The sequence below is a fragment of the Rhodanobacter sp. GW835-FHT13D09 genome (assembly GCF_058793995.1).
In genome coordinates this window covers 65,611-85,447 of record NZ_JBXAGL010000002.1, presented here as the reverse complement: position 1 = coordinate 85,447, position 19,837 = coordinate 65,611, and the positions used below count along the sequence as shown (strand labels likewise).

Below are 19,837 nucleotides of genomic sequence, written 5' to 3'. Positions count from 1 at the left end.
GGGCGCCATCCTCAATCGGCCGGCCTGGGCACGGCGAAGACGCGCCTGGCGTTGGCGTAGTAGATCTTGTCCACCACCGCGCGCGGCAGGGCAAGACCCGGCACATCGGCATGGATCATGTCCACCCGCTGGGTTTCGCCGGTGGCCAGATAGCGCCAGTCGGAGCTCCACACGGCGTGCGCCTCGCGCCTGAATTGAGCGGGGTCGGCGTTTGCCGCGAAGGTCAGGTCGGTGCCGTACAGCACGCGGTCCTGGTAACGGATGAAGAAGTTCCGCACCTTTTCGCGGTCCCGCACCGACTGGTACTGCACCTGGCTCATGCGCGCGGCCATGTCGACGGTCGCGTTGGGGAAACGGTCGAGGAACGCGGCGATGCGATCGACGTCGTATTCCAGGCTGGCCAGGTGCGCGCCGACGAAGCGCAACTTCGGATGCGCGGCCACGAAGCGGTCGCGCACGGCCATCAAGTCCTCGTAGCCCGGCATGTCCGGGTGCAGGTACATGTAGTACTCCGGATGGTGGCGGAAATACTCGCGGTCGTTGTCGGTGGTCATCTGGTCCAGCGGCAGCCAGCAGTTGCGCGGCTCACCCTGGTGGTCGATCAGGGCCACGCCGAGCGTGCGGATCCGCTCGGCCACAGGCGCCAGGCGCGGATCGTCGAGCATGATCAGCTTGCCTTTGGCATCCCTCTCCACCAGGCCCACGTTCTTCCAGATCTTCACTGCGAGCGCCCCCTTCGCCACGTCGCGGGCCAGGCCCGCGTTGACGCGTTCGGTCCAGCCCGGCGTACCGAAGCCCTTCATCGAGAAGGTGGTGGCCCAGTGGAAATGCACCGGATCCTTCGCTGCGAGGGCCAGGGCGATCTCGCGCTGACGGGCCAGGCCGGAGAAGTCGGGATAGTCGACGTTGATCGACAGCAACTCGAAACCGTCCGCGCGCGCCTGTTCGAGAAATGCCGGGTCCGACGTGTTGGCGTGGACGTGGGCGTCGAACTTGTGCACGCGGGCGAAGTCCGCCATGGAGTAGCTGTCCGAAACAGCGACAGTGCCCGCCGCTCGCTGCGGAGGCGGAGCGGCAGCAACGGAAAGTGCAGCCGCCAACGCGAGCGCGCCCATCATCATGCCGCGAATAACTCTGTTCATCGCATCACCATGAATGTATAACGAAACTATACCGCACCATATCGAAACGAAACGCTTGCATCAATACCCAAGACTGACGCAGAATCGGAACAACCCCTCGGCTGGACCCCGCCATGCCCCCCATTGGACGACGCACTGTATTGAAGCTTGTTGCTGGCAGCGTGATAGGCGGCGCGGCCTGGGCAGTCCTGCCGAAGGCGCTGACCACCCGGTTCCGTGCCGGCAAGAGCGGCAGCAAGGGCGGCAGCGACAGCGCGGTGGTCCGGGACTCGGTGCTCGCGATCGCCTTCGACCACAAACTGCACACCCGCCTGGTGGCCCACGGCAAGCCGCTGACACCCTACCAGCCCAGCGAGAGCCTGCTGCTGGCCGACGGCGCGGTCGAGGACTTCGTCTTGGCCGGCCACCGCGAGCAGCCGATCACCGACGCACGCCACGGCCCGGGCCATCAGTCGATCGCAACCGGCCTGGCCGGCCGCATCGAGAAGGAAGTGGCGGTGACGTTCTTCGACCAGCTGCCGGGCATGGCCGTGCTGCAGACCCGCTACCGCAACCGCGGCGACGCGGTACTGCAGGTTGCCGGCTGGCGCAACGCCGCGCACGAACTGGCCGATGAGCCCGGCGGATTCTGGAGCTTCGCCGGCGCGACGCACACCGACCGCCACGACTGGGTGCGGCCGCTGGGCGCCGGGTTCGACCAGCGCAACACACTGGGCATGGATTCGTCCGACTATGGCGGCGGCATCCCGATGGCGAACATCTGGCGGCGCGACGTCGGCCTGGCCGTCGGCCACGTCGAACCGGTGGCGCGCCAGCTGGATCTGCCAGTGCGCAAGACCGCCGGCGGCGCGTGGCTCGCGGTCGAGTCGCCGCAAGCCTCCACCCTGGCCCCCGGCCAGACCCTGGTGACCGAGCGGACCTGGCTGGCCGTGCACACCGGCGACCACTTCGCGCCGCTGCAGCAGTACCGGCAGTACATGCAGGCCGAGGGCCTCGTGGCGCCGGAGGCGCCCGCCTCGGCCTTCGCGCCGGTCTGGTGCACGTGGGGCTACGAGCGCGACTTCAGCGTCAGGCAGATCCTGGACACCGTGCCCAAGGCCCGCGAACTGGGTTTCGGATGGGTGGTGCTGGACGACGGCTGGCAGACCAACGAGGGCGACTGGCGGGTCGACACGCGCAAGTTCCCCCGCGGCGAAGCCGACATGCGCGCCTTCACGGCGACGGTGCGCAACCAGGGCATGCATCCGCGCCTGTGGCTGGCGCCGCTGGCGGCCGACCCGGGCAGTGACGTGCTGCACGACCACGCGGACATGCTGCTGCTGGACAGGAACGGCGCCTTCCAGACCATCACCTGGTGGAACGCGCTGACCCAATGCCCGGCCTACCGGCCCACCGTCGACTACTACGTGGCGCTGGTGAAGAAGATCATCGGCGACTGGGGTTTCGAGGGCATCAAGTTCGACGGCCAGCACCTCAACGCCGTGGCGCCATGCTACAACCCCGCGCACAAGCATGCCCGCCCCGAGGAATCCGTCGAGGGCCTGGCCGCGTTCTGGCGCGACATCCACAAGGCCGTACACGAAGCCAACCCGCAGGCGGTGGTCGAGCTGTGCCCCTGCGGCACCGTCTTCGCCTTCCACAACCTGCCGGCCACCGACCAGTACCCGGCGTCCGATCCCTTGTCCTCGTGGCAGGTGCGCAGCAAGGGCAAGACGATGAAGGCACTGATGGCGTCCCGCAGCAGCTACGCCGGCGACCACGTGGAACTGTCCGACCACGGCGACGATTTCGCCTCCACCGTCGGCATCGGCGCGGTGGCCTCGTCCAAGTTCACCTGGCCGAAGGACACCGACCATCCCGCCCAGCCCCTGCCGCCGGGCGGCTACCGGCTCACCGCCGAAAAGGAGGCGCTCTGGCGCAAGTGGGTGGCGCTGTACCAGCGGCACATGCTGCCCAAGGGCGAATACCTGGGCACGCTGTACGACATCGGCTTCGACCGCCCCGAGGCGCACGCCATCGCCAAGGACGGAACGATGTACTACGCCTTCTACGCGGACAGCTTCGACGGCACGCTGCAGTTGCGCGGGCTGCGCGCCGGCCGCCATCGCGTGCACGACCTGTTCAACGAGGTCGACCTGGGCGAGGTGGATGCCGGCGACGCGACGCTGCACGTGGCGTTCAAGCGCTTCGTGCTGCTGCAGGCCACGCCACTGGCGGCACAGGCATGAGCATCGCAGCGACCAGCACCGGCGCCGCGCCGCGCCGCCGCCCCTGGCTGGCCTTCGCCATCACCACCGTCGCGCTGTGGGGCGTGTGGGGCGCGCTGTCGCCGCTGTCGTCCGCGCACGGCTTCCCCGAGACACTGGTGTACTGCGTGTGGGCGCTGACCATGATCCCGCCGGCGCTGTTCATCCTGTGGCGCGGCGGCTGGGCGCTGGAGCATTCGCCGCGCGCGGTCGCATACGGCATGGCCATCGGCCTGCTCGGCGCGGGCGGGCAGATGCTGCTGTTCCACACGCTGACCATCGGCCCGGCCTACTTCGTGTTCCCGATCATCTCGCTGTCGCCGGTGGTCACCATTGCGCTGTCCTACCTGTTCCTGCGCGAACGCACGGGCCGGATGGGTACGCTGGGCATCGTGCTGGCACTGATGGCACTGCCGATGCTGGACCTGTCCTTCGGCCGCGGCGCGAGCGGTAGCCTCGGCTGGTTCCTGCAGTCGCTGCTGATCATGCTGGCCTGGGGCGTGCAGGCCTATTTCATGCGCCTGGCCAACCACACGGTGCGCGCCGAGAGCATCTTCTTCTACATGACCGTGGGCGCGCTGCTGCTGGCGCCGGTGGCACTGGCCATGACCGACTGGACGCAGCCGATCAACACCGGCCCCGACGGGCCGTGGATGACCGCCGCGATCCAGCTGCTCAACGCCATCGGCGCGCTGACCCTGGTCTACGCCTTCCGCCACGGCAAGGCGATCATCGTCGCGCCGCTGACCAACGCCGGCGCGCCACTGGTGACCGCCGTGCTGTCGTTGATCTTCGCCGGCGTCGTACCGGGCCCGCTGAAGATGGTCGGCCTGGTCATGGCCCTGGTCGCCTCGCTGCTGCTGGTGCTCGAGCCCGAGCGCGATCCGCCCTCCCCTTCCCCCTCCCCCGAACGGACTCCCCTCCCATGCATGTCCTGCTCGACCTCATCGCGCGACACCGGCAAGGGCACGCCAGCGGCGTGACCTCGATCTGTTCGGCGCATCCCGTCGTCATCGAAGCCAGCCTGCGCCACGCCCAGCGCACCGGGCAGGCGTTCGTGCTGTTCGAAGCGACCTGCAACCAGGTCAACCAGGACGGCGGCTACACCGGGATGACGCCGGCCGACTTCGTCGCCTTCGTCCACGCCATCGCCGATCGCGTCGGCTTCGAGCATGCGCGCATCGCACTGGGCGGCGACCACCTGGGCCCCAACCCGTGGACGTCGCTGGACGCGTCCGCAGCGATGGACAAGGCCGAGACGATGGTGGCCGCCTACGTCGCGGCCGGCTTCCGCAAGATCCACCTGGACTGCTCGATGGCCTGCAGCGGCGACCCCGAGCCGCTGCCGGAAACCGAGATCGTGCGCCGCGCGGTGCGCCTGTGCCGGGCGGCCGAGGCCGCCCATGCCCGGGCCGGCGGCGAGGCGCCGGTGTACGTGATCGGCACCGAGGTGCCGGTGCCCGGCGGCGCCACCGAGGCCATCGAGGGCCTGGCGGTGACCACGTCACAGGCCGCGCTGGCCACGATCGAGGCGCACCGGCAGGCGTTCCTGGCTGCCGGGCTGGAAGCGGCCTGGCAGAGGGTGATCGCCTCCGTGGTGCAACCGGGCGTGGAGTTCGACCACCACTGCGTGGCGGACTACCAGCCGCCGGAAGCGCGCGGGCTGAGCCACGCCATCGCCGACGTGCCGGGCATGGTGTTCGAGGCGCACTCGACCGACTACCAGACCCGCGACGCGCTGAGCGCACTGGTGCGCGACCATTTCGCCATCCTCAAGGTCGGGCCCGGCCTGACGTTCGCCTTGCGCGAGGCGCTGTGGGCGCTGGACGCGATCGAGCGGGAGTGGATCGAGGACTCCCGCCGGGCCCGCCTGCGCGAGGTGGTGCTGGCGCGCATGCGCGACCAGCCCGGCCATTGGCGGCGCTACTACCACAGCCGGGGCCGTGCACTGGCCGTGGACCTGCAGTACAGCCTCAGCGACCGCATCCGCTACTACTGGCCCGAGCCGGCGATCGAGCAGGCCTGCCAACACCTGTTCGACAACCTGCGCGCGGACCCGCCGCCGATCCCGCTGATCAGCCAGTTCCTCCCCAATGCGCTGCACGCGCTGCGCACCGGAATCGCCACGCGCGATCCGCTGTCCCTGACCATGGCACACATCAGTGCCGCACTCGACGACTACCACCATGCATGCCATGCCCATGACATCCACTGACCACCTGGGCCTGACCGAGGCCGAGCTGATCGCCACCGGCGCGATCTGGACCGCGCGCGAAATCGAGCAGCAACCGCAGATGCTGCAGCAGACCCACGCACTGGTGGCCGGACTGCATGCGAAGATCCGGGGCATGGCAGCCCCCCTGACCGACGACCCCGCTGCGCGGGTGATCCTGACGGGCGCCGGCAGCTCGGCCTATATCGGCCAGTGCGTGGCGCCGCTGCTGGACCGCCAGCTGGCCGCGCGCGTGGACGCAGTGCCGACCACCGACATCGTGTGCGCCCCGCAGCTGTACCTGGAACCGGAGCAGCCGCTGCTGCTGGTGTCCTTCGGCCGTTCCGGAAACAGCCCCGAAAGCCTGGCCGCGGTGCAACTCGCCGAATCCCTGGTGCGCGAGGTGCGCCACCTGGTGGTGATCTGCAATGCCGCGGGTGCCCTGGGCAGCGCGCCGGCCGCCCAGGCCATGACCCTGCTCATGCCGGCGGCGACCCACGATGCCGGTTTCGCCATGACATCCAGTTTCAGCTGCATGATGTACGCCGTGGTGGCCGCACTGCTGCCGGCCGGCGCGATGGATGGCCGCATCGGCGCCATCGCCGGCGCCACCGGGCGGGTCATCAGGGAATCGCTGCCGGTGCTGCACGAACTGGCGCTTGGCCGCTACGACCGCGTCGCCTATCTGGGCAGCGGCATACTGCAGGGCCTGGCCCGCGAGGCATCGCTGAAACTGGGTGAATTGACCAACGGCGCGGTGGCGACATGTTTCGACTCGCCGCTGGGCTTCCGCCACGGCCCCAAGACCTTCATCACCGAGCGCACCCTGGTGATGGTCTTCGTGTCCAACGACGCGCTTACCCGCCGCTACGACCTGGACCTGGTGGACGAACTGCGCCGCGACGGGTGCGCGGCACGCATCGTCGAGGTGACCGCACAGCCGCGCGCGGCATCGGGCGCCGACACCATCGCGGTGCCTGCGATGGCCGACGCCGTCGATCTGGACCTGCTGTGGCCCTACGTCGCCATCGCGCAGATCCATGCCTTCCTGCGCGCGCGCGCCATGGGCGTGAACCCCGACAACCCCAACCCCGCGGGCGTGGTGAACCGCGTCGTCCAGGGCGTACGCCTGTACGCGTCGAACGCATGAATCCGGTGGTCTACCTCGGCGTGGACGGCGGCGGCACGAAGACGCGCTTCGCCCTGATCGATGGCGACGGCCGCCTGCTGGGCGAGGCGCAGCTCGGCACCACTTACCACCCCCATGTCGGCCTGGATGGCGTGCGCGCCGTCCTGGCCGAAGGCGTGGCCGAAGTGCTCGGCGCCGCCAAGCTGACGCCGGCCGACATCGGCTATGCCTTCTTCGGACTGCCTGCCTACGGCGAGGACAGCCGCGCCACGGCGCAGCTGCAAGCGTGTCCCGCGGCGGTCCTGGGCCATCACCGCTACGCCTGCGACAACGACATGGTCTGCGGCTGGGCCGGCTCGCTGGCCTGTGCCGACGGCATCAACATCGTGGCGGGTACCGGCTCGATCGGCTACGGCCAGCGCCGCGGCGTTGCGGCGCGCGTCGGCGGCTGGGGCGAAGCGTTTTCCGACGAAGGCTCGGCTTACTGGATCGCCATGCGCGGACTCAACGCCTACTCGCGCATGAGCGACGGACGCCTGCCCAAGGGTCCGCTGCATACCATCTTCAACGCGCACTTCCAGCTCGACAACGATCTGGACATCTGCGCCCACGTCTACGGCGGCAACGCTTACGCCCGTGGCGAACTGGCCCAGTTGTCGTGCCAGGTGGCCACGGCCGCGCGAGCCGGCGACGCTGTGGCCGCGGACATTTTCCGTGACGCCGGTCAGGAGCTGGCCCTCATCTGCGCCACGCTGCGGCTGGCGCTGCGATTTGAACCGGATGAGCCCGTGCCAGTCTCCTACTCCGGCGGTGCTTTCAACGCCGGCGAACTTCTGTTGACACCGCTGCGGGATGCGCTATCCGCAGCGAGCCCGCATTTCGACATGCGGCTCCCGCGACACGCACCTCACTATGGCGGCGCACTCTATGCAGCCAAACTCGGGCACCTTCCGGTGCACGAAGCGTATATGGCTGCCGGTTTCACCCCCCCGATGCCCCGCGGTTGATCGCTGCGCGGTTCCAACCGGCGCCGAACTACAACCCCTTCGCCACCTGCGCCACCGCACGCAACAGCACGTGGCCCTTATCCATCGTTTCATTTCACTCGGCGGTGGAGTCGGGGTCGTGGACGATGCCAGCACCGGTCCGCGCGTACAGGTGGCCATCGTGAACCATCGCGACGCCAATAACGCTGGCCGTGGTCGGCTACCCGTCGCACTGGCACCCTCCCCAGGGACCGAGGAGCATGCCGTAGCACGACCGCCCGGACGTTCGTGTCTGCGGCAATCACACTTCCAGCCGGTCGTCCGGCCGCGCCACGATCGCGTACAGCACGGGCATCAGGAAGATGCTGATCAGCAGCCGGGTGAACAGGCCGCTGACGATGACCAGGGCGAACGGTCGCTGGGTATCCGTGCCCACGCCCGTCGCCAGCGCGGCCGGCAGCAGGCCGAGCGCCGCCACCAGCGCGGTCATCATGATCGGGCGCAGGCGCAGGATCGCACCCTCGCGGATCGCCTCGGCCGTGGCGACGCCGTTGCGGCGCAGGTCGTTGACGTAGGAGATGTACACCACGGCGGTCTGCACCGAGACGCCGAACAGCGCGAGGAAGCCGATGCCTGACGACACCGAGAACGGCGTGTCGGTCAGCCACAACGCGATGATGCCGCCGGCCGGTGCCGACAGCACCACACCGAGCACGGTGATGAAGGGGAATTTGAAGTTGCTGTACAGGGTGAACAGCAGCAGGAAGATCAGCCCCACCGTCAGCGGCACGACCAGGTTGAGCTGCGCGCGCGAGGCGGTGTATTCCTTGTATTCGCCGCCCCAGTCCAGCCGGTAGCCGCGCGCCAGCTTCACCTTCGCATTGACCTGGGCGATCGCATCCTCCACCGCGCCGGCAAGGTCGCGCCCTTCCACCGAGAACTGCACGCCGATGTAGCGCGAGTTGTTCTGCCGGTAGATGAAGGACGCGCCGGTGGTCACCCGGATATCGGCGAACTCCTTCAGTGGCAGCTGCTGGCCGCCCGGCGTGGCCACCAGGATGTTGCCGATTTCCTCGGGGTTGTCGCGGTACGGGCGATCCAGGCGCACGACCAGGTCGAACTGCTTCTCGCCCTGGATCACCTGGGTCGCCACGTCGCCGCCGATCGCGGTCTGGATCAGGCCGTTGATGTCGTCCACGTTCAGGCCATAGCGGGCGATCGCGGCGCGGTTGATCGTGATGGCGAGGCTCGGCTGGCCCAGCTCCTGCACCAGGGTCACATCACGGATGCCGCGCACCTGTTCCAGCACGTGCTTGATCGCCTTGCCCTTCAGCTGCAGCGTGTCCAGGTCCGCACCGAACACCTTCACCGCCAGTGCGCTCTTCAGGCCGGTCTCGGCCTCGTCCACCGCGTCCTCGGCGGGCTGGGTGTAGTTGAAGGTGATGCCGGGAAAGACCTGCAGCTTGCGGTTGATCGCCGCGATCAGTTCGGCCTTGTCGCGGTACGCACCCTTCCACTGCGCATACGGTTTCAGGCCGACGTAGAACTCGACGTTGAAGAAGCCGGTGGAGTCGGTGCCGTCGTCGGGCCGACCCAGCTCCGAGGCAACCGTGGTGACCTGTGGGAACGAGCGCAGGATGGCGCGGATCTGCGGCGCGATCTTCGCCGATTCGTCGAACGAGATGGTGTACGGCATGGTCGCGCGCACCCACAGCGCACCTTCGTCCAGGTGCGGCATGAACTCCGCTCCGATGCGCGGGATCAGCAACAGCGAGAGGCCCAGCAGCGCCGCCGAGGCGAGCGTGGTCGCCCATGCGCGGGCCAGGCAGAAATCCAGCCCCCTGATGTAGACCGCCTTGATCGCCTCGAACGCGCGGTTGCGCCGCTCGCGCACGCCCTTGCGCATGAACCACGAACACAGCACCGGCAACAGGGTCAGGGTGACCGCCAGCGAACCGATCAGCGCGAACACCATGGTGTCCGCCATCGGCTTGAACAATACGCCCGATGGGCCGGACAGCACATAGATCGGCAAAAAGCTGACCACGATCACCGCCACCGCATAGAACAGCGGACGATCGACTTCCGCGGCGGCGTCGCGGATCACCTCGATGACGTTGAACTTCGTTCCCTCGCGATCGGCGAGCTGGCGATGGATGTTCTCCACCATCACCACCCCCGCATCGACCAGGATGCCGAAATCCACCGCACCGATCGACAGCAGATTGGCCGAGGCGCCCTGCAGATCCAGGCCGATGAAGGCGACCAGCAGCGACAGCGGGATGGTGACCGCCACGATCAGCCCGGCACGCACGTCGTACAGGAAGAAGATCAGCACCACCACCACCAGCAGCATGCCGCGCAGCAGGTTGTCCCTGACCACGTCGGTGGTCACCGCGACCAGGTCGCTGCGGTCGTAGAACGGGTGAACCTTGATGTCCTTCGGCAGGATCTGTTCGTTGAGTTCCTGCGTCTTCGCCTCGACCCGCTTCAGCACGTCCTGGGTCTTCTCGCCGGTACGCAGCGAGATCACGCCCTCGACCGCGTCGTCCTGCTTCTCGAAACCGAACTGGCCCAGCCGCGGCGCAATGCCGATGACCACCCGCCCCACGTCCTTGACCAGCACCGGACTGCCGTCGTGCACCGCCAGCACCGCGTTGCCGATGTCCTCCAGCGACCGCAGCCGGCCGACGCCGCGTACGTAGTAGAACTGGCCGCCCTGCGAGTAGAAGCCGCCGCCGGCGTTGCTGTTGTTGGCGGCCAGCGCAGCCTTGACCTGCTGCGCGGTGAGCCCGACCCCGGCGATCTTCGCCGGATCCAGCAGCACCTGGTACTGCATGCTGCCGCCGCCGAAGCCCGAATCGTCGGCCACGCCCGCCACGGTGCGGTACTGCGGCTCCACCACCCAGTCCTCGAAGGTCTTCAGTTCCATCGGCGAGCGGTCGGAGCTTTGCAGCACGTAGCGATAGATCAGCCCGGACGGCGACGACAGCGGCGACACCGACGGCTTCACCCCGTCGGGCAGGGCCAGGTCGCCGAGCCGGTTGAACACCTGCTGGCGCGCGAAATAGTTGTCGGTGCCGATGTCGAAGGTCAGCGTGACTACCGACAGGCCGTACAGCGAGATCGAGCGGACGTTGTCGGTCCTGGGAATGCCGGTCATGCCCCGCTCGGCCGGCACCGTGATGAGTCGCTCCACTTCCTCGGCGGTATGCCCCGGCCACTGCGTGACGAGCTGGACGCTGGGCGGCGACAGGTCGGGATAGGCGTCCACCGGCAGGCGATGCAGCGCATGCACGCCGGCGCCGATCAGCACCAGCACCAGCAGGGCGATCAGGAAACGTTGCGCCAGCGAGGCACCGACGAGCCGGTTCATCAGCGACGCCGCGCGTGACGGCATGGGCGGCAGCTGTTCGCTCATTGGTTTTGCATGAACTGCACGAAGATGGCGCCGTCGACCACGATCCGGTCGCCCGGTTTGAGGCCTTCGCTGACCAGGTAGTCGTCGCCCGTGCGCGGAGCAGCCGTGACGTGCCGGCGCGCAAAGCTGCCGTCATGCTGGACGAGGTAGACGAACGGCAGGTTCTCGTCGTCGCGCAGCAGAGCCGACGCCGGGATCAGCAAGCCCTCGCCGGCCTGACGCGACTGGATCCGCACGCGCACGTACATCTGCTTGCGCAGCGCGCCCTCCGGGTTGCGGACCACGATGCGCGCGGCGACCGCGCGGGTATCGGGGTTCACCACCGCGGCGATGTTGTCCACCACGCCCGCCAGCGCCGTCCCCGGCGCGCCGGCGTCGACCTGTGCCGGATCGCCGACCTTGATCCCGGCAAGTTCCGCCGCCGACACCTGAGCCATCACCCACACCTTCGACAGGTCGGCCACGGTGAAGCAGGGCGTGGTGCCCGCCTGCAGCAGCTGGCCGGGGGTGATCAGCTTTTCCACCACAGTGCCGGCGACCGGCGCGCGGATGATGCCCTGCACGCGCGCCACCGCGCCGCCGGACTGGATCGCCTTGATCGTGCCGGCATCGACATGCAGCGCCACCAGCGCCTGCAGTGCGGCGTCCCGATCGGCTTCGGCGCTGGCGGCGTCGGTCTGCGCCTGTTCGGCCTCGCGCCGCGAGACGCCTTCGTGCTGCACCAGATCCTTGTCGATATCGGCCAGCCGGCGTGTGTTCCGCGCACTGGCCAGGGCCTTGCGATAGGCCCCGATCGCGGCCGAGAAGTCCGGCGAGTCCACCAGCGCCAGCGGCTGGCCCTGGCGCACCTGGTCGCCCGGCGCCACCAGCAGCCGCGACACCGGTCCGGAGAACGGGGCCAGCACGCTGGTCGCCTGGTCGTTGTCGAAATCCACCACGCCGGTGGTCTCGATCGCACGATGGAAGCTGGCCGGCGCGACGGTGAACAGATGGATGCGCTGGCGCTGCGCCGGCGTCATCATCACGTTCTGCGGCGTGTCGGACACCGTAGCGTGCTGCGCTTCGGGCCTGGAGGAACAGCCGGCCGCACCAAGCAACGCGCCGAGCGCGAGCACGAACGCCGCAGGACGCCATGGCATCAGGCCCGGCGCCAAAGATGATCTACTTTTCATCGCTGTCCCGGTCTGCCTTGGGGTGATCCGGATCGGAGGGGCGCGGCTGCATCGGTGCGGCGTCGGCCTGCGCGTCGTCCGCGACGTTCCACCAGCCGCCGCCCAGCGCCTGGAACAGCGCGGCGGTGTCGGCGTAACGGCTGGCCTGCGCCTGTACCAGCGCGATGCGAGCCTGCTGATAGCCCTGCTCGGCGCCGAGCAGCGAAAGGTAGCCGGCATAGCCGTCCTTGTACTGCCGCTGCGCCAGATCCAGGGTGAGCTTCGCCGCCTGGGCGGCGCTGCTGGCCGCCTGCAGGCCTTCGGCGTCGTGCTGCAGCGCGGCCAGCGTATCGGCCACATTCTGGAACGCCGTCAACACCGTGCTGCGGTATTGTTCGGACGCCTGCACGTAGGCCGCCCTGGCGGCGCGTTCCTGGTGCAGCAGGCTGCCGCCGTGAAAAATCGGCGCGGCGATATCGGCACCGATGCCCCAGAAGCCCGTACCGGTCTTGAACACCTGGCCGATCGCCACCGCGGTGCTGCCCGCGTTCGCGGTCAATGAAATATTCGGCAACCGATTCGCGATGGCCACGCCGATATTGGCGCTGGCCGCATGCATGCTCGCTTCGGCCTGGCGCACGTCCGGACGCTGTGCCACCAGCTTGGACGGCAGGCTCAGCGGCAGTTGCTGTGGCAAGTGCAGGCTGGCCAGATCGAACGCCTGCGCCGGTGCCTCGCTGGGCAACCGCCCGGCCAGCACCGCCAGCAAATCGTTCTGCTGATCCAGCCGGGTCAGCAACGGCGGCAGCGTGGCCTGCAGCTGAGCCAGTTGCGACTCCTGCGCGGCGAGATCGAGCCGGCTTGCATACCCCTTGGCCAGCTGGTAGCGCAGGATGCCCACCATTTTCGAGTCGATCGCGATCAGCTCGCGGGTCGCGGCGATCTGCGCCCGCAACGAAGCCTGCTGAACGGCCGCCGCCACCACGTTGGTACTCAGCGTGATGCGGGCGGCGATCATCTGGAAACGCACGGACTGCTCCTGCGCCTCCAGCGACTCCACTGTGCGCCGGTTCAGGCCGAACAGGTCCGGCGCATACGAAATGCGGAGCTGCGGAGTGAAGAAGCTGTACAGATACTCCTGGGGCACCACCGGATAGTTCGGCCCGGGTGCAACCTGCTGTGATTGCATCTGGCGGGTGGCCGAGAAGCCGGCGTCGACGGCGGGGTAGTAGGCGCCGCGCTGCGCCCGGGCATTCTCGTGCGCCACCGCCAACGCCGCCTGCGCGGCCTTCAGATCGGAGTTGTGCGCCAGCGATTGTTCGATCAGCGCATTGAGTTCGGTGGAATGGAACAGTGTCCACCACTGCGCGGGTATGTCGCCGCCCGGGACGAAGCGCTGCGGCTGCCCACCCACGACATCCGCACTGGCGGTGCTGGCCGGCAGCGGGGCGGCAGTCAGGCGGCCGACTGCGGGCGCTGCAGGCCGCTGAAAGTCCGGCCCCACCGCACACCCGGCAAGACCCAGCACGGCCGCAGCCGCAAGCAGCCGCCGCAGCGACAATCGCGTCGCAAATGGCAGCGAGCGCAGCCGCCCGATCACCGTGGCCATCACGTCGACGGTGCCGGCAAGCACTCGAACCACGGGTTGTCCATGCGGGCGCGTCTTGGCCAGAGGAACGGTGACGCAACGATATAACGTACCAACATCGCCGCGAAACCCTGCAAGAAATTGCGTTCGGCGACGGGCGGTCATCCATGGCATCCAACGCGCCGGCGGGTCGTCAGCTTGCGTCCCGGACATCGGGACAACCGCGCATGGACGCGCCGTTCGAATGGATGGCCGGCCGGACGAATCCTTCGACGATGACCGTGCGCCTACAGCCCCTTCGCCGCCTGCGCCACCGCGCGGAACAGCGCGCGGCCCTTGTTCATCGTTTCCTCCCACTCGGCGGCGGGGTCGGAGTCGAACACGATGCCGGCGCCAGCCTGCACGTGCAGGCGGCCGCCATGGATCACCGCGGTGCGGATCGCGATGGCGGTGTCGGCATCGCCCCACCAGCCGATCCAGCCGATCGCGCCGCCGTAGATGTTGCGCTTGGCCGGCTCCAGTTCCTGGATGATCTCCAGCGCGCGCACCTTCGGCGCGCCCGAGAGCGTGCCGGCCGGGAACGTGGCCTTCAGCACGTCCATGTAGCTCAAGCCTTCGCGTACCGTGCCCTGCACCTGCGACACGATGTGCATCACGTGCGAGTAGCGCTCGATCGCAAACGAGTCGCTCACCTCCACGCTGCCGGTCTCGCTGATCCGGCCGAGGTCGTTGCGGCCGAGGTCGATCAGCATCACGTGCTCGGCGCGCTCCTTCGGGTCGGCCAGCAGCTCGGCTTCCAGCGCCTGGTCTTCCGCTTCCGTGGCGCCGCGCCGGCGCGTGCCGGCGAGCGGACGCACCACCACCTTGCCGTCCTTGAGACGCGCCAGGATTTCCGGCGAGGAGCCCACGATCTGCGTTTCGCCCAGGTCGACGAAGTACATGTACGGCGACGGGTTCAGCGCGCGCAGCGCGCGGTACACATCCACCGGCCGCGCGTTGAAGCCGACGCTGAGCCGCTGCGAAGGCACCACCTGGAAGATGTCGCCGGCGCGGATGTATTCCTTCGCCTTCTCCACCATCGCCTCGAACTCGTCCCTGGTGAACGAGGACTTGAAGTCGCCCTCGTCCAGCGCGGTCGACTGGGTGAGCTGCGGGTAGGAGGCCCCACCCTGGCGCAGCCGGTAGACCAGCGCGTCGAGCCGGCGCTGCGCGGCGGCATACGCCTGCGGCTGCGCGGGGTCCGCATGCACGATCAGGTACAGCCGGCCCTTGAGGTTGTCGAATACCGCCACTTCCTCGGCCAGCATCAGGAGCACGTCGGGTGTGCCCAGTTCGTCGGCGCGATCCCACTGCGCCAGGCGCGGCTCGATGTAGCCGATCGTCTCGAAACCGAAGTAGCCGACCAGGCCGCCGGAGAACGCGGGCAGCTGCGGCAGCCGCGGCACGTCGTACTGCGCGCGCAGCTTCTCGATCTCCGCCAGCGGGTCATCGAGATGCCGGCGCGCGGTGACCTCGCCGGCGTCTTCCACTTCCAGCTCATGCCCGCGCAGGCGGTACACCCGTTTCGCCGGCAGCCCGATGATCGAATAGCGTCCCCAGGTGGCGCCGCCCTCGACCGACTCGAACAGGAAGGTGTACGGCCCGTCGGCCAGCTTCAGGTACACCGACAGCGGCGTGTCGAGGTCGGAGAACACCTCGCGCACCAGCGGGATGCGCGTATGCCCCTGGGCAACCAGCGCGTCGAATTCGTCTCGGGAGATCACGGCGTCGGGATCAGGGCGGCAGCGGAAGTCGCCCACCTTAGCAGGGCGCGACAGGGCGCGACAGGCACGCGTCGGCGCTACGGCGGCGACGCCCTTCCGCCACCCTGCCCGGCGCGACCGCCGGCCAGCGCTGCACGCCGGCGCCACCACAGCCGGATGCCCAGCAGCATCAGCAGCGCCACCGCCGCGCCACCGGCCGAGACCAGGATGCGCCCGGCCAGTCCGCCGAGCTGTCCCGAATGCACCTGGAAGGCTTCACGCAGCAGCACGTCGCCCAGCGTGCCGCTGTCAGCCCAGTCGGCCGCCAGCAGCCCCCCGTCACGTTCGTCCAGGTACAGCCACGACGGACCGAGCCAGTAACGGGGATTGCGGCCGGCTTCACCCAGCGCGACCACGAACACGCCGCGCGCGGGATCGCGGGCGATCCGGTAGGCATACGGCGCGGTGTAGTGTCCTCCGGCGATGCGCTCGGCAGCGATCGCGGCGGCACCGAACGTCGGCGACGGGCGCGGATCCTGCGCCACGCGATCCAGAGGGAAGCGCGCGGCTGGTACCGGTGCGAGCGCGCTGATCTTCGACAGCACCGGCCGGAACAGCGGTTCCCGGAGGTTCATCATCGCGCCGGTGAGCGCAATCAGCAGCGACAGCGCCGCCAGCCACAGTCCGCCGGCGCGATGCAACTGGTGGTCGCCGCGCCAGCCGTCGCCGGCGGGCCGCAGCGACAGCACCTGCCGCCAGCTGCCGCGCCGGCGCCGCGGCCACGCCAGCACCAGGCCCGCGCAGCTGTGCGCGAACCACAGCAGCGCGGCGCCGCCCAGCACCAGCTTCCCCGCCGGTCCCGGCGTGTGCAGGCTGTAGTGCAGCGAATACAGGAACGGGATGAAATTGCGGCGCGCCGCTTCCGGCTTGCCCCACAGCCGCGTGCCCAGCACGCGCCCGCTGGCGGGATCGACGAAGGCCTGGTCGTAACGCGGCGGCGAACCGTCCGCGCTCGCGGTGTCCAGCAGCACGGTGTCCTGTCCCGCATGCGGCAGGCGCATCCCGGTGACCACCATGCCGGGCAGCTGCCGCGCCGCCGCCGCGACCAGCGCGTCGACGGGCAGATCGGCGCCCGCGCTGCTGCGGCGGAACAGTTCCGGATTGAGCGCGGCATCCAGCTCGCGCTCGAACGCCAGCAGGCTGCCGGTCAACGCGGACATCAGCAGCAGCACGGCCAGGCTCAGGCCGACGTAGCGGTGCATCCAGGCCAGCGCGGCGCGCATCGGTGCTCCCTCACTCCGCCGGCGGCAGGGCGAAGGCCAGCGTCGCGGTGTAGCCATCCTCGTCGGCGAGCCTGCGGTCGCGGCGGGGACGCTGCGCACTCACCTTGATCACATTGAGCCCGCTGCTGCCCAGCACGAGCTCCGCCCGGCCGTCGGCGTCGGTGCGGACACCCTCGGCCTGCGCGTCGTGCAGATAGTCCGCAGTGACCTTCGCGCCGGCCAGCGGGCGCCTGTCGAACAGGACCCGCACCGGCAGCGTCCGCACGCGTTGCAGCGACATCGGATCGGCCAGCGGCACGATCTCCAGCGGCAGGCCAAAGGCCTTCGCCGGCATCGCCAGCCGGCGTACGACGGTGGTGGTCGTCTTCACGTCGAAACTGGTCCGCTCGGCGTCGGCCACCTCCGCGCGACTGCCGGCGACCCATGCGCCGGCGCGCGTCTTCGACCAGTAGCCGTCCTCGAACACCGCGGCCACCGCCGCGACGTCTGCATCGAAGCGCAGCAGCACATGGCGCTCCTGCGCAACCGCCGCCACCTTGCGGGTGTCGCCGCCGGCCGTGCGGGCGAGCACCGTACGCACCTGGCCGGCCGCGTAGGCCTCGTCGACCGACGCCTCGCCCAGCACCAGTGCCCAGGCTCCCGCGCGTTGCGCGATCCACACACCGTGCGCCGCGGCCAGCGCGGGCAGCGTCAGCGCCACGGCAGCCGCCAGGCGCAGGCGGGCGGCGCGGCTCACAGCTCCACCGTCATCGACAGGCGCGCGGTGCGCGGATTGCCCTGCAGCACGCCGCCGTAGATCGCCGACTGCCAGTAGCGCCGGTCGGCAAGGTTCTCGACGTACAGGCGCAGCACCGATGGAGCGCCGGCGAGGCGCGTGGCGTAGGCCAGTCCCGTGTCCCAGCGGCCGTAGCCCGCCACGCGCACCGTGTTGGCGCGGTCGAGGTAGCGGTTGCCGACGTGGAAGTAGCCCGCGTTCACCGACAGCCCCTCGATCTCGGCCAGCCGGTAGTCGACGAACAGGTTGGCCTGGAAGCGGGCGGTGTTGCTCGGCCGCTTGCCTTCCAGCCGCGGGTTACCGGTGTCCTCCTGCGCCGCATCGAGCCAGGACGCGCCGGCGATCGCGCTGAGGCGTTCGGTGAGCGCGCCGTTGGCGGTCAGCTCGAGGCCGCGATGGTGCTGGCGGCCATGCTGCTTGAACACCTTGTCGACGGGGTCGACTTCCTGCAGCGGCTTGTCGATGTCGAACCAGGCTGCGCTCGCCAGCAGCGACGGCAGCGCCTGCCACTTCACGCCGAACTCGCGCTGCCGGCTCCTGATTGGATCCAGCCGTTGGCCGCCGTTGGCCGCCCACACTGGCGCGTAGGCGCCCTGCTCGAAGCCTTCGGTGTAGGTGCCGTAGAACGTGACGGCCGCGTTCGGCTTGAACAGCAGGCCAGCGGTCGGCACGGTGGTGCCCACGCTGAAGTCGCGCTGGCCGCCTCCGACAAACCTGGTGTCGCTGCCATAGCGCAGGTAGCGCGCGCCGGCGAGCAACTGCCAGTGCTCGCCGAGCGAGACGGTGTCGCTGGCGAACAGGCTGCGCTGCGTGGTGCGGGTGCGGTTCTTCGCCGTGGTCCGGTCGAGGTCCGGCTTCGGGAACGGCCGCGGCGCATAGATGTTGCCCACCGTTTCCGGAAACACCAGGAAGCCGCCGTCGCGCAGCTCGTTGCGGGCGGCCGCCACGCCGAATACCAGGTCGTGCCGGACGCTGCCGTCGCCGAGCTTGCCCGACAGGTAGCTCTGCCCGGCGGTAGTCGTGAACTTCTGGTCGGGCGCGTAGTAGTAGTCGCCGGACAGCACGTCGCCGTTCGGCGCGACCTCGTAGACGTCCGGGAAAGCCGCGTCGCGGCCCGTGCGACTCGCGCCCAGCTGCGTGGTCAGCAGCCAGCCTACGGCCAGCGTCACGTCGAGCCGCGAGCCGAGGTTCCAGCCCCGCGAGCGGTAGCGGCCCCACGGCTGTCCGACCAGGGTACGCGGGTCGAAGCTGCCGGCAGGCACCAGCGTGCCGTCGCTGCGCGGGCCGAGCAGCGCGCTGGCCGCCAGCTGCTTCTTCTGGTAGTCGGCGTCCAGCTGCAGCAGTGCGGCGTCGCTCAGCCTGAAGTCGAACGCGCCGGAGACGAAGTTGCGCTCAAGGTCGCCGTAGTGATGGTAGTCGCCGACCTTCTCGGTGGCCGCGTTGACGCGATAGCCGGCATCGGCGCCGGCCATCGGGCCGCCCGCGTCCAGCGCGAAATAGCGGCCGTCGCGGCTGCTGCCCTCGCCGGTCAGGCTCGCGAACCGGTCGCGCGTGGGGCGCTTCAGCACGTAGTTCACCACGCCGCTGGGCTCGCCCACGCCGTACAGGAAACCGGACAGGCCCTTGAGCACATCGACGCGCTCCTTGTTCTCCAGCGGCACGTCCATGTAGACGTTGGTCGCCAGGCCGTCGCGGCGCACGTTGTTGAGGGCGTTGGCGGAGAATCCGCGGACCGCGATACCGTCGTAGGAGGCGCCCGGCGTGACGGGCGTGACCGAGGGATCGTTCTTCAGCACATCCAGCGCGGTGCGCGCGCGTTGCTCCTCGATCGTATCGGCGGCGAACGAGGCGATCGAGAACGGCAGGTCCTTCAGCTCGCGCGAACCCAGCGCGCCGGCGTTGACGTCGTCGATCTCGAACAGGCGCGGGCGCTGCCCGGTGACGATGATTGCGTCCAGCGTCTTGGCCGAGGCTTCCGTGTTGTCGGCGTCGGACGACGCGGTCGCCGTCGCAGCGGCGGGGGTGTCGGTTTCAGCAGCAGCGACAGGCGCAGCCGCGGCGAGGACGGCGGCCAGCAGGCTGGTACGGACGGCGCAGGGCAGGCGTGCCCTGCTTGGTGCAAGCGGCATGGCGGAATCCGAAAGTAATAGGAATCATTCTCA

The 19,837-nt window shown here is 69.2% G+C and carries 13 protein-coding genes; 5 read left to right on the top strand and 8 right to left on the bottom strand.

Features of this window, described 5'->3' with window-relative positions; translation table 11 throughout:
• Positions 1 to 11: 11 nt before the first annotated feature.
• On the bottom strand, positions 12 to 1,019 hold the full coding sequence (locus AC1Q5A_RS03210) for an amidohydrolase family protein (protein WP_492698265.1): 1,008 nt from the start codon (positions 1,017 to 1,019) through the stop codon (positions 12 to 14).
• A 263-nt stretch (positions 1,020 to 1,282) separates the two neighbouring features.
• Between AC1Q5A_RS03210 and AC1Q5A_RS03205 the strand changes: the two genes are divergently transcribed.
• From AC1Q5A_RS03205 to AC1Q5A_RS03185, 5 genes are read left to right on the top strand one after another with little or no spacing between them, the layout of a single operon-like run.
• Complete coding sequence (locus AC1Q5A_RS03205; protein ID WP_492698263.1) at positions 1,283 to 3,370, top strand: glycoside hydrolase family 36 protein; 2,088 nt, start codon at positions 1,283 to 1,285, stop codon at positions 3,368 to 3,370.
• The gene (locus AC1Q5A_RS03200) at positions 3,367 to 4,371 is read left to right on the top strand and encodes an EamA family transporter (RefSeq protein ID WP_492698261.1); all 1,005 of its coding nucleotides are present in this window, start codon (positions 3,367 to 3,369) and stop codon (positions 4,369 to 4,371) included. Before AC1Q5A_RS03205 ends, AC1Q5A_RS03200 begins: the two co-directional genes overlap by 4 nt.
• Positions 4,314 to 5,603, top strand: coding sequence for a D-tagatose-bisphosphate aldolase, class II, non-catalytic subunit (locus AC1Q5A_RS03195; protein ID WP_492698259.1), 1,290 nt, complete (start codon positions 4,314 to 4,316; stop codon positions 5,601 to 5,603). The genes AC1Q5A_RS03200 and AC1Q5A_RS03195 overlap by 58 nt, the downstream gene beginning before the upstream one ends.
• Complete coding sequence (locus AC1Q5A_RS03190; protein ID WP_492698256.1) at positions 5,590 to 6,750, top strand: SIS domain-containing protein; 1,161 nt, start codon at positions 5,590 to 5,592, stop codon at positions 6,748 to 6,750. Before AC1Q5A_RS03195 ends, AC1Q5A_RS03190 begins: the two co-directional genes overlap by 14 nt.
• Positions 6,747 to 7,736, top strand: coding sequence for an N-acetylglucosamine kinase (locus AC1Q5A_RS03185; RefSeq protein ID WP_492698254.1), 990 nt, complete (start codon positions 6,747 to 6,749; stop codon positions 7,734 to 7,736). The genes AC1Q5A_RS03190 and AC1Q5A_RS03185 overlap by 4 nt, the downstream gene beginning before the upstream one ends.
• A gap of 280 nt (positions 7,737 to 8,016) precedes the next feature.
• On the opposite strand, the gene AC1Q5A_RS03180 is transcribed toward AC1Q5A_RS03185, so the two are convergent.
• The 7 genes from AC1Q5A_RS03180 to AC1Q5A_RS03150 form a co-directional block, all read right to left on the bottom strand.
• On the bottom strand, positions 8,017 to 11,136 hold the full coding sequence (locus AC1Q5A_RS03180; RefSeq protein WP_492698252.1) for an efflux RND transporter permease subunit: 3,120 nt from the start codon (positions 11,134 to 11,136) through the stop codon (positions 8,017 to 8,019).
• On the bottom strand, positions 11,133 to 12,275 hold the full coding sequence (locus AC1Q5A_RS03175; RefSeq protein ID WP_492698250.1) for an efflux RND transporter periplasmic adaptor subunit: 1,143 nt from the start codon (positions 12,273 to 12,275) through the stop codon (positions 11,133 to 11,135). The genes AC1Q5A_RS03180 and AC1Q5A_RS03175 overlap by 4 nt, the downstream gene beginning before the upstream one ends.
• Before the next feature lie 22 nt (positions 12,276 to 12,297).
• Positions 12,298 to 13,929, bottom strand: coding sequence for an efflux transporter outer membrane subunit (locus tag AC1Q5A_RS03170; protein WP_492698248.1), 1,632 nt, complete (start codon positions 13,927 to 13,929; stop codon positions 12,298 to 12,300).
• A 233-nt stretch (positions 13,930 to 14,162) separates the two neighbouring features.
• Entirely contained in the window at positions 14,163 to 15,638 is a 1,476-nt protein-coding gene (gene trpE / locus AC1Q5A_RS03165) for an anthranilate synthase component I (RefSeq protein ID WP_492698246.1), read from the bottom strand.
• A gap of 77 nt (positions 15,639 to 15,715) precedes the next feature.
• Positions 15,716 to 16,900, bottom strand: coding sequence for a PepSY-associated TM helix domain-containing protein (locus tag AC1Q5A_RS03160; protein ID WP_492698245.1), 1,185 nt, complete (start codon positions 16,898 to 16,900; stop codon positions 15,716 to 15,718).
• Positions 16,901 to 16,910: 10 nt separating this feature from the next.
• Positions 16,911 to 17,636 carry a DUF4198 domain-containing protein gene (locus tag AC1Q5A_RS03155; RefSeq protein ID WP_492698243.1) on the bottom strand — a complete coding sequence of 242 codons (726 nt, stop codon included), beginning with the start codon at positions 17,634 to 17,636 and terminating at the stop codon, positions 16,911 to 16,913.
• Positions 17,633 to 19,804: a TonB-dependent receptor gene (locus tag AC1Q5A_RS03150; protein WP_492698241.1), complete on the bottom strand. Its 2,172-nt coding sequence runs from the start codon at positions 19,802 to 19,804 to the stop codon at positions 17,633 to 17,635. Before AC1Q5A_RS03150 ends, AC1Q5A_RS03155 begins: the two co-directional genes overlap by 4 nt.
• Positions 19,805 to 19,837: the final 33 nt, after the last annotated feature.

Coding starts and splice junctions, on each gene's coding strand:
- AC1Q5A_RS03210 (WP_492698265.1), bottom strand. CDS start 1,019: ATGGCGGACTTCGCCCGCGTGCACAAGTTCGACGCCCACGTCCACGCC.
- AC1Q5A_RS03200 (WP_492698261.1), top strand. CDS start 3,367: ATGAGCATCGCAGCGACCAGCACCGGCGCCGCGCCGCGCCGCCGCCCC.
- AC1Q5A_RS03195 (WP_492698259.1), top strand. CDS start 4,314: ATGCATGTCCTGCTCGACCTCATCGCGCGACACCGGCAAGGGCACGCC.
- AC1Q5A_RS03190 (WP_492698256.1), top strand. CDS start 5,590: ATGACATCCACTGACCACCTGGGCCTGACCGAGGCCGAGCTGATCGCC.
- AC1Q5A_RS03185 (WP_492698254.1), top strand. CDS start 6,747: ATGAATCCGGTGGTCTACCTCGGCGTGGACGGCGGCGGCACGAAGACG.
- AC1Q5A_RS03180 (WP_492698252.1), bottom strand. CDS start 11,136: ATGAGCGAACAGCTGCCGCCCATGCCGTCACGCGCGGCGTCGCTGATG.
- AC1Q5A_RS03175 (WP_492698250.1), bottom strand. CDS start 12,275: ATGCCATGGCGTCCTGCGGCGTTCGTGCTCGCGCTCGGCGCGTTGCTT.
- AC1Q5A_RS03160 (WP_492698245.1), bottom strand. CDS start 16,900: ATGCGCGCCGCGCTGGCCTGGATGCACCGCTACGTCGGCCTGAGCCTG.
- AC1Q5A_RS03150 (WP_492698241.1), bottom strand. CDS start 19,804: ATGCCGCTTGCACCAAGCAGGGCACGCCTGCCCTGCGCCGTCCGTACC.